Origin of the sequence: Iodidimonas gelatinilytica (genome assembly GCF_008579125.1) — a bacterium.
Lineage (GTDB): Bacteria > Pseudomonadota > Alphaproteobacteria > Sphingomonadales > Rhodothalassiaceae > Iodidimonas > Iodidimonas muriae.
Genome location: NZ_BKCL01000004.1, coordinates 223650 through 239401 on the forward strand (window position 1 = coordinate 223650; position 15752 = coordinate 239401).

16 protein-coding genes are annotated in these 15752 nt (G+C 55.9%); 2 read left to right on the forward strand and 14 right to left on the reverse strand.

The features are described 5' to 3' along the window. Nucleotides 1-11 precede the first annotated feature (11 nt). The 12 genes from JCM17844_RS07520 to JCM17844_RS07570 all read right to left on the reverse strand — a co-directional run bounded on the left by JCM17844_RS07520 (nt 12) and on the right by JCM17844_RS07570 (nt 12028). A complete protein-coding gene (locus JCM17844_RS07520) occupies nt 12-647 on the reverse strand; it encodes a 50S ribosomal protein L25/general stress protein Ctc (RefSeq protein WP_210431586.1) in 636 nt (211 codons plus the stop codon). Between the two features lie 197 nt (nt 648-844). Then, complete coding sequence (locus tag JCM17844_RS07525) at nt 845-1756, reverse strand: SDR family oxidoreductase (protein WP_150000378.1); 912 nt, start codon at nt 1754-1756, stop codon at nt 845-847. A 205-nt stretch (nt 1757-1961) separates the two neighbouring features. Then, the gene (locus tag JCM17844_RS15950; RefSeq protein ID WP_150000379.1) at nt 1962-3260 is read right to left on the reverse strand and encodes a methyl-accepting chemotaxis protein; all 1299 of its coding nucleotides are present in this window, start codon (nt 3258-3260) and stop codon (nt 1962-1964) included. Continuing rightward, nucleotides 3143-3754, reverse strand: coding sequence for a hypothetical protein (locus JCM17844_RS07535; RefSeq protein ID WP_150000380.1), 612 nt, complete (start codon nt 3752-3754; stop codon nt 3143-3145). Before JCM17844_RS07535 ends, JCM17844_RS15950 begins: the two co-directional genes overlap by 118 nt. Before the next feature lie 33 nt (nt 3755-3787). Then, a complete protein-coding gene (locus JCM17844_RS14780; RefSeq protein WP_210431587.1) occupies nt 3788-3949 on the reverse strand; it encodes a hypothetical protein in 162 nt (53 codons plus the stop codon). An 11-nt stretch (nt 3950-3960) separates the two neighbouring features. Beyond that, nucleotides 3961-5823, reverse strand: a complete 1863-nt coding sequence (locus JCM17844_RS07540; RefSeq protein ID WP_150000381.1) for a TonB-dependent receptor plug domain-containing protein — start codon at nt 5821-5823, stop codon at nt 3961-3963. Between the two features lie 32 nt (nt 5824-5855). Then, entirely contained in the window at nt 5856-6434 is a 579-nt protein-coding gene (locus JCM17844_RS07545) for a hypothetical protein (protein WP_150000382.1), read from the reverse strand. 429 nt (nt 6435-6863) lie between these two features. Next, nucleotides 6864-8195: an N-succinylarginine dihydrolase gene (gene astB / locus JCM17844_RS07550; RefSeq protein ID WP_210431588.1), complete on the reverse strand. Its 1332-nt coding sequence runs from the start codon at nt 8193-8195 to the stop codon at nt 6864-6866. 2 nt (nt 8196-8197) lie between these two features. Next, entirely contained in the window at nt 8198-9679 is a 1482-nt protein-coding gene (gene astD, locus JCM17844_RS07555) for a succinylglutamate-semialdehyde dehydrogenase (RefSeq protein ID WP_150000384.1), read from the reverse strand. Between the two features lie 16 nt (nt 9680-9695). Then, nucleotides 9696-9875, reverse strand: coding sequence for a hypothetical protein (locus JCM17844_RS17515; RefSeq protein WP_503826460.1), 180 nt, complete (start codon nt 9873-9875; stop codon nt 9696-9698). An 83-nt stretch (nt 9876-9958) separates the two neighbouring features. Beyond that, entirely contained in the window at nt 9959-10768 is an 810-nt protein-coding gene (locus tag JCM17844_RS07565) for an arginine N-succinyltransferase (RefSeq protein WP_150000386.1), read from the reverse strand. A gap of 3 nt (nt 10769-10771) precedes the next feature. Then, entirely contained in the window at nt 10772-12028 is a 1257-nt protein-coding gene (locus JCM17844_RS07570; protein WP_150000387.1) for a hydrolase, read from the reverse strand. A gap of 220 nt (nt 12029-12248) precedes the next feature. On the opposite strand from JCM17844_RS07570, the gene JCM17844_RS07575 reads away from it, so the two are divergent. After that, a complete protein-coding gene (locus JCM17844_RS07575; RefSeq protein WP_150000388.1) occupies nt 12249-12887 on the forward strand; it encodes a response regulator transcription factor in 639 nt (212 codons plus the stop codon). 102 nt (nt 12888-12989) lie between these two features. Further along, entirely contained in the window at nt 12990-13988 is a 999-nt protein-coding gene (locus tag JCM17844_RS07580) for a TIGR00341 family protein (protein WP_150000389.1), read from the forward strand. Between the two features lie 25 nt (nt 13989-14013). On the opposite strand, the gene JCM17844_RS07585 is transcribed toward JCM17844_RS07580, so the two are convergent. Next, a complete protein-coding gene (locus JCM17844_RS07585) occupies nt 14014-15297 on the reverse strand; it encodes an amidohydrolase family protein (protein ID WP_210431590.1) in 1284 nt (427 codons plus the stop codon). Beyond that, on the reverse strand, nt 15282-15749 hold the full coding sequence (locus JCM17844_RS16540) for an amidohydrolase family protein (protein WP_210431591.1): 468 nt from the start codon (nt 15747-15749) through the stop codon (nt 15282-15284). The genes JCM17844_RS07585 and JCM17844_RS16540 overlap by 16 nt, the downstream gene beginning before the upstream one ends. Nucleotides 15750-15752: the final 3 nt, after the last annotated feature.

Below are 15752 nucleotides of genomic sequence, written 5' to 3' on the forward strand. Positions count from 1 at the left end.
GTGGCTGGCTCTCAGTCCTCGGAGCTTTCTTCCGTCTCAGCTTCCTCGGATTCTTCGCTCTCCTCGGACCGCATGGAAGACGGCGCTGCAATCGTGGCAATTGTGAAATCACGATCGGTAATGGTTGGCTCACAGCCTTCAGGCAAAGACACCGTCGAAATCTTGATGCTATCGCCCACATCGAAAGAGGCAAGATCAATATCGATCGATTCTGGAATATCCGTGGCAGGAACATTCAGTTCCACTTCATGCCGCACGATATTCAGAACGCCGCCACGTTTCAGGCCGGCACATTTTTCTTCATTGAAGAAATGCACAGGCACTTCCACGGTGACTTTCGAGCCTTTTGCAAGGCGCAGAAAATCCACATGAAGCGGCGTATCGGTGACCGGATGAAGCTGGATATCACGCGGCAGAACGCGTTCTTTTTTGCCATCAACCGACAGTTCATACTGATGCGATAAAAAGCCGCCACGGTTCAAAAGGGCGATCAATTCATTGAGCTTGATCGTCACCATAACCGGGGGTTTCTTCGCACCATAGATAACAGCCGGTACAAGGCCGTCACGGCGCGCTGCGCGGGCGGATCCCTTTCCGGCCTTATCGCGAGGCAGCACATTCAGGGTCAAAGCCTGAGCCATCGTCATATTCTCCATTCATTAAACAAACGAAACATGCCGGGCCTCCAGGGATGCCCCGGTTAAATGCTTCGGCGCGGGCATAGCCGCTTGGGCACAAAAAAGCAAGGGCTGCCTCTATAAAAGCCCTGCCTTTGTACCTTTGAACGGGCCTTAAGCATGCGGCACAGGGTCGCGCCCGCACGCCACTGAAAAGCCCTTGCCCCTTATCCCTTTTTCAGCGCGGCCATTGCTTTCATGGCGAATTTCTCGGTCTGTTTTGCCCCCATCTCAAAAGGCTGCTGGCCGCGCATATCCACAATATCATCCCAGCGAGCGGCCAGAGTTTCCGCTGTGGCCTCCGCACCCAGATACGCGCCTTCGCTTTCCACAATTTGCGCTTTTGCGAAATGTCCGGCCCCGGCACAGATGATTTCGCCATTGGGGGCATCTTCCCCGGCCAGCAACATCACCGCAGGGCTGACAAGTTCGGGCCGGAACAGTTCCAACAGTTGCGGCGGGAACAGATCTTCGGTCATGCGTGTGGCAGCGATAGGCACAATGGCATTGGTATGGATATTATCTTTCGCACCTTCCAGCTTCAGCGTGTTCATCAAACCCGCCTGCCCCAGCTTGGCCGCGCCATAATTGGTTTGCCCGAAATTCCCGTAAAGCCCGCTTGATGAGGCGGTCATAACGATGCGGCCATATTTTTGCTGCTTCATCACCGGCCAAACCGCATGGGCACAATTGGCGGCGCCCATCAGATGCACATCCACCACCAGTTGGAAATCATCCATGCTCATTTTAGCAAAGGATTTGTCCCGCAGGATTCCGGCATTGTTCACCAAAATATCGATACGGCCAAAGGCATCCATGGCTTCGGCGACCAACCGCGCCACCCCGTCCCGATCGGTAACGGACGACCCGTTGGCAATGGCTTCACCGCCTGCCGCCTTGATTTCTTCCACAACGGCATTGGCGGCATCCGATGAGCCGCCAGACCCGTCCACCGAGCCCCCCAGATCATTCACCACCACTTTTGCGCCGCGCCGTGCAAATTCCAAAGCATGGCTCCGGCCAAGGCCGCCTCCGGCTCCTGTCACAATTGCGACCCGTCCATCGAAGCGAATGGCCATTTCTCCGTCTCCCAAACATCTGGCGGCACGGACCCGATCCGAGCCTTAAAAAAACACGATCTTTTATTTAGAAGAGCCGCGCCTTGTGGGCAAGCATCTGAAGTGGTGGGTTGGCGCCCCCCCTTAAACCAAACGTAACAGAAAACCGCGCCGGAGATCAGTCTCCGACGCGGCCTGTTTTCATTGGCGCTATATTTCAGGGGTTTCAGGCCCTGATCTGGCGCACGAAATCATCTGCGGCGCTACCCAGCGTCTGGAAGCCATCCCCCAAGCCGGTGATCACATCCAACAGGGATTGGGAAGCCTCGCCATTTTCCTCGGCCCCGGCATTCATCCGCTCGACCCGTTCAGCGAACAGATCGGTTTCTTGCGAGGTCAGCTCCACCGTGCGGACGATTTCCTGCGTTGCGGCCGCTTGCTCTTCCACCGCCGATGCGATGGCTGTTGCGCTTTCTTCCGCCTTGCCGATCATGTCTTTGGTTGCCGCCATACGCGACACCACAGATCCCGTCAAAGATTGCACCTGACCGATCCGGTCACCGATATCATTGGTGGCCTTTGCTGTTTGCGCGGCCAAAGATTTCACCTCGCTGGCCACCACGGCAAAGCCTTTTCCGGCATCTCCGGCCCGTGCGGCTTCGATGGTGGCATTCAGGGCCAAAAGATTGGTCTGGTCGGCAATATCATTGATCAAGGTCACGATTTCCCCGATCTGGCGCACCGATGTCTCAAGCGTTTGCACCGTATCCGATGCTTCCACCGTGGCCGACACCGCATCCGCCACATTGTGTGAAGAATGTTGCACCTGCCCGGAAATTTCATCAATAGAGGCCAGCATCTGCTCTGTAGCCGAAGAGATCACCTGAATATTGTCCAGAACCGAGCGGGAGGCTTCCGTCAATTCCTGACTCCAGGTGGCGTTTTCACCGGCCCGCGTTTTCATGCCCTGTGCGCTTTCCGCCACTTGCTGCGCCGACGCTTCCAGACCCCGCATCAGGTTCGAAACGGTTTGATCGAAATGCGCGGCCAACGCCCGGCGTTCTTCTGCCGCTTTTTCCTGGCGCTCTTGATCGCGGGCGCGTTCTTCGGCTTCGCGCCGGGCTTCCAAAGCCTGACGCTCTTGCGCCTGTTCCGCCTCGCGCACACGGGCGGCATCTTGTTCGGCCCGCAAACGCGCGGTTTCTTCTTGTGCGGCCCGGAAGGTGGCCAAAGCCTGCGCGATGGCCCCCAATTCATCCCCACGTTCCAGGCTGGCAATATCCAGACTGGTATCGCCTGCCGCCACGCGGCTGGTGGCATCGGCAATGGTGCGCGTGCCCCGCACCGTATCAAATCCCACAATTCCTGACGCCACCGTCAGCAAAAGGGTGCCAACCACCGCAATAATCACGATATTGCGCAAAGTGGCGCTGGCATTTTCCTGAGCGGCGCTGGCATCTTCGACAGCGGCTTTTTCTGCCGTTGCCACCAGATCCACAATGGTTTGCGAAACACGCTCTCCCAATTCCCCGAAGGTGCCAACAAGGAAGCGGAACTGGCGAAATCAATCTCCAGCATGGTTGCCACCACGCCGATGGCATCCCGATAGGATTGCAGATCGCCAGACACCGCGGCCAATTGTTCGGCCATGCTTTGCCCCACAGAGGTTTCCGCCAAAGCAGCAAGGCGGTCTTGCACCATGCCGATTTCATTTGCCGCTATATCCATTTCCGAAACATCAGCCGTGCTGTCGCCCGCAGCCGTTGCTGTCATAAACCGATAGAGCCGCCCTTCCGCCGATTTGAATTCCTGGCCCAGCGTCCCCACCTCGATACTGGTGGCAAGGCCATCATCAACGATGCGGATCATCGCTGCATTGCTACCGCTCAGAGCATTCACCGCAAAGCTGACCATCACAACGATACCGATGAGGGCAAGTATGGGAGCCAGTGCAAATTTCGCTGCAAATGGCCAGTTTTTAACGCCTTTTCCAATCGAGACGGATGTTTTTTTAGACATACTTTCCCTCACCATCTTATGCATTTCTTCAAATCACCAGCGGAAAGATGTGGTCAGATAGGCTTGACGTTCTGCCGCATCCGCCTGGCTTGGGTTGTAGGTTTTGTGGTTGAATGCCACGGCGGAAATGGTCACATTCCACCAGTCCGTGATGTCGTAAGTGGCACGCCCTGAAAGGGTGAACACGTCATTCACCGGCGCCAGACTCAACCCACCGGCGGGGTTTTGCTCGATCCGATCCGATTTCGAGAAATATTGGGCATAGAGATCGATGTCGAAGGCCCCAAGGGTATAGCCAGATGAGCATTGGCCCTATGTTTGGGCGTTGACCGTTCGAAATCGACCCCGACCGGGCTGATCCCGTTCGTGAACAAGTCGAACTTATCATCCACATCGATATAGCTGTAATTGGCGCTCCAGCGCAGATTGTCTTTTGCCCCTTCCAATTCCACTTCGACGCCGATTTGCTCGGACGCCCCCACATCGATCGGCTGCGACACAAAGAGCGGCGGCGCGACGAAATTCGGCTGGAAATTCGCAACCGTCACATTTTTCGACAGGGATGTGTAGAACACATTCGCCTGAAGGCTGGAAAACAGCGCAGGGATCTGACGTTCGACACCGATGTCATAGCTCTCGGTGATGCTGGCCCCCAGATCCGGATTGCCAATTTCGATGAACGTGGTGCCCGGGAATGGACCCGGCCCCATACCTGCGGCGGCAAATTCGATGAGGCTCATCATTTTCGCGCCGCGTGCCGCTGAGAAGCGCACACTGGTCTGTTCGTCGGCCCGCCATACCAGCCCGGCATTATAGGTATATTCCGTCAGGCTACGGTCGAAATCCTCATTGGTCAGAGGAAAGCCCGGAACTTCAAAGCCGGAGCGCGAGAAATCGACAACATCGAGACGGGCGCTGCCAACAAAATTCAGCCGGTCTGTGATGGTCCAATCCCACATACCGCTGGCGGCAAAGGAATCGAAATTGGCCTTCACCCCTTCATCAAAGGGATTGGAACCAAATTCGCCTTTATATGTATTGTGGCGATATTCGCCAAACAGGCGGAAGGAATGGTTGGTGCCGATTTTGAACAGGTCTTCCACCTGCGCCACCAGAACATCGTTCTGATAGGCCAGATCACCAAAGCCAAACACCGTGGTATCATGGTCAAGCGAGTTGAAATAGACATTCGCCTTGATCAAGCCGATGCTGGAATCCCGCAAATAAGACCCGCGTGCCGAAAATGTCTCCACATCGGGGTGCGACGCCTGAAAGGTCGGGACGAAAGCGGCGCGCTTGGTGGAAGACCAAGACCCTTCAAAACCGATTTCCGATTTGGAATCCAGCTTGAACTGACCGCGCAAATTGAACGTGCCGGTGGAAGGATCGCGGTCCGGAATGACGCGCGGGTCATCGCCTGCATTGAACGCATTGGCATCCAGATAGCTGCCCGACAGAGAAATCCCGCCATTCTCGAACCGCTTGGTCAAAAGACCACTCACCTCTTTGGTATCCTGGGTGCCATAGGTGAAACGCACATCGTTCACATCGTCATGCATCGGATTATAGGTGACGATATTGATCACCCCGATGGCGGCATTGAAGCCGAAAAGGGCCGTATTCGGGCCTTTCACCACCTCGATCTGGCGAATTTCCCCCATTTGAACGGGAATGGCATTCCAGAAAACCATACCGAAATGGTCAGCATAAACCTGACGGCCATTCACCAGAACCAACAGGCGCGGATTGTAGGGCGAATTATAGCCGCGCACCGAAACATCCGCCCCTTCGGTGGACCAACGGATCACATCCACGCCCATCACATGGCGCAGGGCATCAGGGATATTCGTGGCTCCGGTCTGGCTGATCTGTTCAGCTGTCACGATTTCCATGGGAACCGGCACTTCGGAACTACGTTGCGGCTTTCCGGTGGCCGATGTGGTGACAGGTTCGCCAAACAACATTTCCAACGAGCCATAATCCACCGACTGGGCGAGCGCGGCCTGGCTTCCAGCCAAAGCAACAATCGACACACAAGCGAGGAGGTTTTTCTTCATCAAACTAGGCATAATAATTTTCCCGAGAACATGTGTGAGCCGGCTCAGATTTCACTCACGAGCATCAAAAAGGCTGAGGCAAAACTTGCGCCCACGGCGTCCTTCGCCGCGCGACTGACGAAAATCTCCACACGGGGGGCAGAGGCAATACCGACGACACAATGTCCGCCTTGCACACAGGCCAGATCTGATGACAGGGTTACAATGCCGGAAGATTGCGCGGTTTGTGCAATGGCTGCGGTATAAGCAGAGGCCCCTTCGGCAATGAAGGCAACTTTCGCCGACGATAGCGATGATAAATCATCGGCGGCCACCAAACGCGGAGCCAATTTTGCCTTACCTGCCGCAGGATGCGCGGCCAAATAGGCATGGATAGCCTCGGCATCACTTTTCGATGCCGCATTGGCCGGATCATAAAGAACCGCCGTATCGACAGCTCCTGCCGGCATATTCGATACAAATGATAAAGCACGCGCCGCGACCTGAAGATCTTTTTCGCTGGTCGCCGATGCCGTGAGAGGCGTTGCAATGAAAAGCAGTGCCGCTACCGTTCCGCGTAGTAAGCCCCCGCGCATAGTGCGCCGGATTTCACCGGAATTTTTAAAATTGGTGATTTCCACCATCCTCGCCCCTCCAAAAAACATATGAGCGTTCACAAGTACGTGAGAGGACTATCGGAAAAATCCATAAACAACTGATTAACGCGCTATATTTTTCTAAAATATATATTTTGCCCCGCGCAGGGTCGTGCATATCGTCCAGACAAGAAGATTTAAAAAATTCAATAAATTCAATAGAAAAATTCAATATCCCACGAACAATCCGTTATATAAACCGGACGGATGGCATGCGTCCTTTTAACAACGATGAACCGGGAATATTTTCCACAGGACTATATACGATGTTCACAATTACGTGAGATCGTATTGAAAATTCTTCTCAAACAAAGCCGGATAGCGAAAATACGCCATCGCAGCGGGATTGCAAATATATCCCACTGAATAGTAAATATTTCGCAAAAATTTCAATAAAGAAGCGACAGAGGTTATATCTTACCGTTGAAAATCGTAAACAGACCCTAAATTGAGCATATTTGTCAGGGCATCCAAGGCTGTGCGACATTCCACCAACAAGTCCGGGTCCTGCAAATCATTCGGGGAAAGTCTGTCACGATAATGTTTTTCCACCCATAGTCGCAATTCATCAATCAATTCATCGTCCAGAATCACCCGGGTACCCAAAGCCTGCTGTGCCGCCTGATTCAACACCACCCGCAACCGCAAACACGCCGGACCGCCTCCATTGCGCATGCTTTGGCGGACATCCAGTGTCTCGGCATGGCCAATGGGACCATCCGTTTCAAGAAGCTGCTCCACATAGCGCTTGGTGGAGGCCGTTTCCGCCACTTCCATCGGTAAGATCAGCGTCATCTTTTCCCGGCCCGGAATGGACAGAAGCTGCGAATTGAACAGATAGGATTTCACCGCGTCTTCAAGGCTGACATCGCGAGCGGGCACCCGAATGAACCGGAACGGGATATAAGGGGCCGCAGCGCGCACATGCGCTTCCATGGCATCGGGATCGGCAAAGGCCTGTTCGTGATAAAAAAACACCTGCTTGTTCGACACGGCCACCACATCATTATGGAACGCACCCGCATCAATCGCTTCAGGATTTTGCTGGATGAACACTGCGTTCTTCACGCCATGCTGACGTGCAATGGCCTGCGAGGCTTCAAGGGTCTGGCGGGCGGGGAACCGTTTGGGGGCATTCTCCCGTGAAAATGCCCGCGCTCCATACACAAACATATGCAGTCCTTCGGCCCCATAGTCATCGCAAAAGCGGTTATGATTGGCAGCCCCTTCATCGCCCATTTGCGGTGCGCCCGGCATGGCCGGATGATGGGCAAAATGCGCCCCTTCCGGGAAGATCGCCTTCAAGACCCTTCCTGTAACCGGATGCTCGATGGAGCGGTGAAACATCGCCACCAGATTGGCGGGCGTGATGTGCATCCGGCCATCACGGCTATCGGCCGCCGGCGTAATGGTGGCCGCATTGGCTGTCCACATGGCGGAAGCAGAACTGACATTGCGCACCAATTCCGGCGATATTTTATAAGCCTCTTCCAGAATGGTTTTTTCAGGGCCTTCAAAGCCCAAGCGCCGCAAAGTGGGAATATGGGGCCGTTCCTGCGGTGGCAAAATCCCCTGCGCCACCCCCATGGACATCAGCCGACGCATTTTCTCCAGACCCTGCAAGGCCCCTTCGCGGGGATTGGCGATCTGCATGGCATGGCTGGTGGCGGCCATATTGCCATAAGACAACCCGGCATAATTATGCGTGGGACCAACAAGCCCATCGAAATTAAACTCACACGCGCCCATGGCTATGCATCCTTTTCCATCACACCGCGCGGTAAATCCGCCGCCGCTACCTTATCCTGTGCATCTTCAATACTGGCTACCGGATAGGCGCAATAATCGGCGGCATAATAAGCGCTGGCCCGATGATTTCCGCTTTCCCCGATCCCGCCAAAAGGGGCCGCCGACGAAGCACCGGTAAGCGGCCGGTTCCAATTGACGATCCCGGCCCTTGCCTGCGCATAGAACTGCTCATAACGTCGGCGATTGTCTGACAACAGCCCCGATGCCAAGCCAAAGCGCGTATTATTGGCCTCTTTCAGGGCGGCATCAAAATCCGCCACCCGAATGACTTGTAGCACCGGACCGAAAATTTCATCATCGGCGCGATCAGCCACCGCCGATACATCCACCAAACCGGGGCTAAGGAACGCCGGACCGCGCTCAAGCCGGATCGGTGGGCGAATGGCAACGGCCCCCGCTTCCAACAACTGTGCTGTTTGATCCAGAATCTTTGTAGCCGCCGCTTCGTTGATCACCGGCCCCATAAACGGCTCTTCCGCATCATCCCACGCGCCGATGCGGATACGGTCCATCAGATCCGTCAAGGCCGCAACAACGCTATCGCCTGCGGCTCCTTGCGGCACAATCAAGCGGCGCGCACAGGTACAGCGCTGCCCCGATGTCATGAAGGCCGATTGCACGATCAATGAGGCCGCCGCCTCCAGATCCGCAGCATCCCAGACGATCAACGGGTTGTTTCCGCCCATTTCAAGGGCCAGAATTTTCCCCGGCTGCCCCGCCGTCTGCCGGTGCAATGCTTTGCCGGTGGGTACACTGCCGGTGAACAAAATACCGTCCACATCCTCATGCGAGGACAAGGCCACGCCGGTGTCCTTGCCACCTTGCACCAAATTCAGAACGCCTTTTGGCAGGCCCGCTTCGTGCCACAGCCCCACCATCAGCTCTGCCGTGGCCGGCGTTAGCTCGCTGGGCTTGAAAACCACAGTATTGCCCGCCATCAGGGCGGGGACGATATGGCCATTGGGCAGATGGCCGGGGAAATTATAAGGGCCAAACACCGCCATCACCCCATGAGGCCGATGTGTCAGCACTTGCCGCATCCCGCCCGCTTCCGTTTGCCGGTAACCGGTACGCTCTTCATAGGCCTTGATGGAAATAGCAATCTTGCCCGCCATCGCCGCCGCTTCACCCAAAGCATCCCATAAGGGCTTGCCCGTCTCCAACGCGATCATCTGCGCCAGAACCGCCTTGCGCTCGGTCAACAGATCTCCATAGCGCCGGATCACCGCCAGACGCTCATCCAAAGAATATGCCGACCAGCAGGAAAAGGCACCGCGCGCAGCACGAACCGCATCCGCCACATCCTGCTCCAAAGCCTGATGGCCGCGCCACACCGGCGCCCCATGGGCCGGATCATGGCTTTCCAGCAAGGGACCAGACCCGTCCCGCCAAACACCGTCAATATAAATGCGTCCCTGTGTCATGGTGCCCTTTTTCACTCTATTCTAAAGATGTGGTTGTTTGCGAGACCGGCTCTTCTTTTCTTCGGTTGACCAAAGGGGAAACCAATACAGCATCGCCCTCTTTCACCGACAAAGCGTTGGCAGCTTCTTGACTGATGGCCACCTGCTCTTCGTTCATTTCCGCCATATGCGTGGCTATGATACGAAAATCCGGCATGTCCGCTACGGCGACAAGCGACACCGAACCCGGCGAAACATCCAGAGTTCCGATCGCCCCGATACGAACAGAGCGAGCTTTTCTCAATGTGCGGATATCATGCGTGGCACTTCGAAACAGGGGCCGCCATCGAAAATATCCACTGCCCCCGCATTGCGGAATCCTTCATCCATAAGCAACCGCACAGCCCCGCGCGCCCCATCATGGGGCTTGCCGATCACATCCTGCGCCTCTTGGGGCAACAAATTGGTATATATAGGGAATTTTGGCATCAAATCGGCGATGAACTGATTGTTCCCCATGCCGTTGATATGGTCCGCCTCCTGAAAATCCATCCCGAAAAAGTGCCGCCCGATGGCATCCCAAAACGGGGATTGCCCGTTTTCATCGGTCCAACCGCGAATTTCCGCCATTATTTTCTCGGAAAAGCGCCCGGGATAGGCCGCCAACATCAGATAACGCGCTTTCGATAACAAGGCCCCGGCATGGCCCTTGCGGTAATCCGGATGCAAAAACAGCGTCCCCAATTCCGTGGCGCCGGCATAATCGTTCACAAGCTGCAAAAGCTGCGTGTCCACCTTCATGTCAGGCTGGTGGCTCACCTGCGTCAGCTTCAGGATGCGGTAGCTGTAAAATGGTTTCGATTGACCGACAGAGGCAAAAATCCCCGATGTTCCCACCACCTTGCCACGCGCCAGATCTTCCAGTGCGAACAGATAATAGGCATCTTCAAGCGCATCGCTTCCGGAATGGAAGCTGGCCTCTGACAAAGCAATTTTCGCCGCCAGCACATCGCGGTCTGCGGGCAAAGTGGTCAGCCCGCCGCCGGTGGACAGCGACAATTCATAAAGATCGGACAGATCGGCTGCCCGGACAGGCCGTAAAAGCAACATGGATCAGGCCCCTTCCCGCATGAGCGCCTGGTCGAAATGGCCCTGCGCAAATCCCAGCATAATCACAGCGGAAAGCTTTGCCCGTTCGGCAAAACTATCGACCAGAACAAATTCATCCGATGAATGGATCTTGCCGCCGCGCACCCCCAGCGTATCCACATTGGGCAATCCTGCTGCGGCCAGATTATTACCCTCGCAACAGCCTCCGGTCGCCTGATAGGCCACCTTAAGCCCCAAAGCATCGCCACAGCGGGCCACCACATCGAACAGCGCCTGATTGGCCGCGCTGATGGGTTTGGGAGGTCGATTGAACCCGCCATGCACCATAAGGTCATACCCTTCACGGCTTGAGATGCGCCAGCGTATCTCTTCCAATGCCTGCTCGACCCAGCGGGCATCTTCATGGGTTTTCACCCGCGCATTCACCCGCAACACCGCCGTGTCTGGCACGATATTGGGAGCCGCGCCGCCGGAAATCACTGCCGGGTTCACCGTAACCCCTTCCCGCTGGCCGTTCAGGCCATCAAGGGCCGCAATCACCTCGGCCAAGGCCACAACGGCATTCCGGCCTTCATGGAAGGCACGGCCCGCATGGGCCGCACGGCCTCGCACCACGATGGAGAAATTCCCCGATCCTTTCCGCGGCCCCGCCAAGGTGCCATCCGCCAAGGCCGGTTCATAGGTCAGGCCAATATGGGCGTGTGGCGCCCGCTCTGTCAGGATCGCAGCCGAACCGATGGAACCGATTTCTTCATCGGAACTGATCAGCACCTCCCAGCCCAGATCATCGGCCAAGCCCGACCGCTCCACAGCCAATAAAGCGTACAACATCACAATCAGGCCGCCTTTCATATCGGCAACACCCGGACCGTTCAGGATCGTGTCGTCCAGCCAGCGTGGTGCCTGAAACGGGCTGTCTTTGGCAAAAACCGTGTCCAGATGGCCGGTCAATAGCACCCGGCGTTTTGCATCTGGCCGCTTTTGAAAACGATAAACCGGCCCTAAAGGCAAAGGCTCCAGATCGCCTGATGGCGTGACATGGCTTGAAGGGGGAAGCGCGATGCTTTCAAAATCGCCATCAAGGGCGGAAAACGCCTCTGTCACCTTTGCGCCCATATCCGCCAATCCCGGCAGATTGTGGCTCCCGGAATTAACGCGCGACCATGCCTCCACCTGATTGACCATGGCCTTTTGCTGGCGGTCTATCCAATCCAAGGAGACCTGATAAGGGGCCATATCCATTCCTGATTTCAACCCCATAAAACACTCCCCATTACGACCAATTTCCCAAGCATAGAGAGGCACCGAGCGGTGCTCAAGCCTTCACAGATTAATATATCGACTGATAATATGATATTTAGATATGTATCATTTGATAAATAGGGTTCCCATGAAAGCCGAATGTGCTAAACTCTTGGGTATAAAAAAACGGATCGCGAAAACATGCGGCCTTTGATACGACAGCCAGAGGAAGAAAATAATGTCACGAGCATTGATCATTGATGGTTATGAGCTATTCCGAATCTCTCTTCGGGAAATTCTGTCCGCCACAGGGCAATTTGATGATATTGATGAAGTTGCATCAAGCGGCGATTTCATCTCAGCCGTAACCAGCGAAGCACCGGTTACATTGGCCGTGATCCACCCCTACTCTATCGGTCTGAACGAAAGTGAGTGTTTGCGCCTGTTTCGTCGGGTGATGCCCAATGCCCATATCGTGGTTTTCCGCGACAAGGACACCGCAGAAACGCCCGCCCCAGCCGACAAAAACATCACAATTCTCCCGCGCGACGCCAATAGCGACGATGTGCGCGATGCCGCGCTGGGTGCTTATTCTCGCCCCGACAAACACATGGACACAGCCGCACCGCTTTCCAAATATAAAAGCAAGGGCGGGTGGGATCAAAGAAACGCCACCGAACATTTATCAAAGCGTCAGCGTGAAATTATGGCGATGGTTGCCGAAGGCATGGCCAATAAAGAAATCGCCCACCGCATCGGCATCGCCGAAGGTACGGTAAAGGCGCATATTCACGCGGTCTTCCGGGCTTTGGGGGTGAATAACCGCACCCAGGCCGTGGTGCGCTACGGCTCTGCCTTACGGCATTCCGGCTATTGAGCAACGGCCCAACCAAATATCATAAACCCGGCTTTTCTCTTGCTCTAACCGAAACCACCGTCAGTCTCGTTGTCTATCGCAACAAACTGGCGGTGCTTCTTTATGTCCAACGCTTTTCGCCTGATCCACCTGCGCGCCCCTAAGGACTGCATCGAAAAGCTATCGGATCTTGCACAAAGCGACGATGTGCTGGATTGGCATGTGGGTATCGAACAGGATGGAGAAAGCGAAATTACCATGCTGGTAGGCCAAGAAAAGCGCCAGCATGTATTGGATCAACTGCAAAAGGCGATGGAAGCCAAAAGCGGCTGGCGTATTCTGGTGCAGCCTTTGGAAGCAGCCATTCCCATGCCGGAAGAGCCAGAACGCCCCGAAGAAGAACGGGCGCAAGCGCGGCGCATGCAAAGCCGCGAAGAAATCTATAACGACATCACAAGCGGCCTGTCCATTGATACCAACTTCTTGTTGATGGTTGCCTTATCCTCCATCGTTGCCGCCATCGGATTGCTGAAAGACAATGTGGCCGTGGTGATCGGCGCCATGGTAATCGCACCGCTTCTCGGGTCCAATCTGGCACTGATTTTCGCCGCGACCGTGGGGGACCGCAGCCTGCTGGCACAAGCAGCAAAGGTAGCCGCCATAGGCGCGGGCCTTTCCATCGCCATCGGCGTCATCATCGGATTGATTCTTCCGATCGACCTAGGAAGCCGTCAACTGATCGACCGCACCCATGTGGGGGCCGATAGCATCGCTTTGGCCCTGGCATCGGGGGCAGCCGCCGCGCTCAGTGTCTCGACAGGCCTGGCCAGCGCACTTGTGGGAGTGATGGTGGCCGTGGCCCTATTGCCCCCCGCAATGGCGGCGGGGATCATGTTGGGCGCGGGGCAACCCAGCCTGGCCCTAAGCGCCGGATTGCTGCTGTTGGTGAATATCGTTTCTGTCAATCTTGCAGGGCAATTGGTGTTCTGGATCAGCGGTTTGAAGCCGCGCACATGGTATGAACGAAAATCCGCCAGCCAATCCCTTAAAATCAGCATCCTGTCATGGATTGTCGCCTTGGCTGTATTGTCTACAGCCATATGGTTCCGCGCCCAGATTTAAAGCCCCCCACCAAGCGCCAAGGCCCCTAGCGTATCAACCGCCCCGGTCGGGCATCGGTCAGTTGATCGTTCAACAAGATCGGCTCTCCGGCAACCAATGTGGCCAGATATCCCCGTGCGCCCTGATACAAACGCTTACCGCCCATGGGCAGATCACGCACCATATGGGGTCTTTCAAGCGCCAAAGCCTGATGGTCGATCACATTAAGATCGGCCCGCAGGCCCGGTTTGATCAGCCCGCGATCCATCAGGCCCATATGGCGGGCATTCTCATGGGTTTGTTTGCGGATCAACCATTCCAAAGCCAAGCCCGGTCCCCGGCTGCGGTCCCGCCCCCAATGGGTCAGCAAAAAGGTGGGGAAGCTGGCATCACAAACCGTTCCCACGTGCGCCCCGCCATCGGACAGACCGAACAGGGCATGGGGGTGGGTCATCATGCTATGCAGATCCGAAAAATCGAAGCGGCTATAATTGTAGATCGGGAAATACACCAATTGCTGGCCGTCTTCTTCCAACATGATGTCGTAGATCGCTTCCATCACGCCGACGCCGCGCTCCCGCGCTTCATAATAAAGCGAGCGCTCCATGGGCGGCTCATAATCGGGCGGATCACCAAGGCGGAACATACGCAAAGAAAAGAAATCCAGCCGATCCAGAACCATATCGGCCAAGGGCGGCACGGCCCGATCCGCGCCCGACAAATGCTCACGCGGTTCTGATAGCAGCTTTGCCTTCATTTCCGGCTGGCGCAAAATCGCCACCCGCTCGGCCAAGGGCTTGTCCATGATCCGGCGATAGCTTTCAAAGGACATCAGCGGATTGAGCGTGGTTTCCAGCCCGAAAAACACACCGATCCCCCGCGCTGCCACCTGCACTTTCATATCGACACCGCGGGCATTGGCGGCCTCTACCCGTTCCAGAATCCACTGCCATTGCTTGGGGGCCATATCCCGTTGATTAAGCGATAAAGACACTGGTCGCCCTGCCGCATCCGCCATGGCATCCACCAGATCGAACTCCGGCCCGAATGCCTCTTCCCCTTTATCCAGCTTGAAATCCGACACCACTTGCAGCACGCCGCGCCCGGCATCCTTCAAGGCACCGGCCAGCCCTAAAAGCTCTGCCAATCCGCTATCGCGGGCCGGCGTATCCGTGCCTTTCGTGGTTTTATGGACATCGGATCGTCCGGTGGTCACCCCCAAAGCCCCGGCCCGCAAGGCATCGCAAGCCAAAGCACGCATTTGGGCAATATCTTGCTCTGTTGCAGGCTCGCCCAAAGCGCCGCGATCGCCCATTACATAAAGCCGCAAGGATCATGGGTCACTTGCGCGCCAATATCGATGCTGTGGGGAATGGCTGCCACCGCATCCAGATAATCGCCAAAACTCTCCCAATTCCAGCGTACCCCTTCGCTTAAAGCAACGCCGGGGATTTCTTCCACCCCTTCCATCAATTCGATCAACCGGTCTTGTTCGCCGGGCTTCAAGGGCGCAAAGCCGACGCCGCAATTGCCCATAATGGCGGTGGTCACCCCATGTACCGAGCTTGGTGCCAGCGTTTCATCCCAGCACACCTGCCCATCATAATGGGTATGAATATCCACAAAGCCCGGCGTCACCATGGCCCCATCCGCATCGATACTGCGCCGCGACGGGCTGGTCACCCGACCCACTTCGGCAATTTTGCCCTCTGCTATGCCGATATCGGCGGTGATGGGGGCCGCGCCCGACCCGTCATAAAGTGTGGCGCCCGCGATTTTCATATC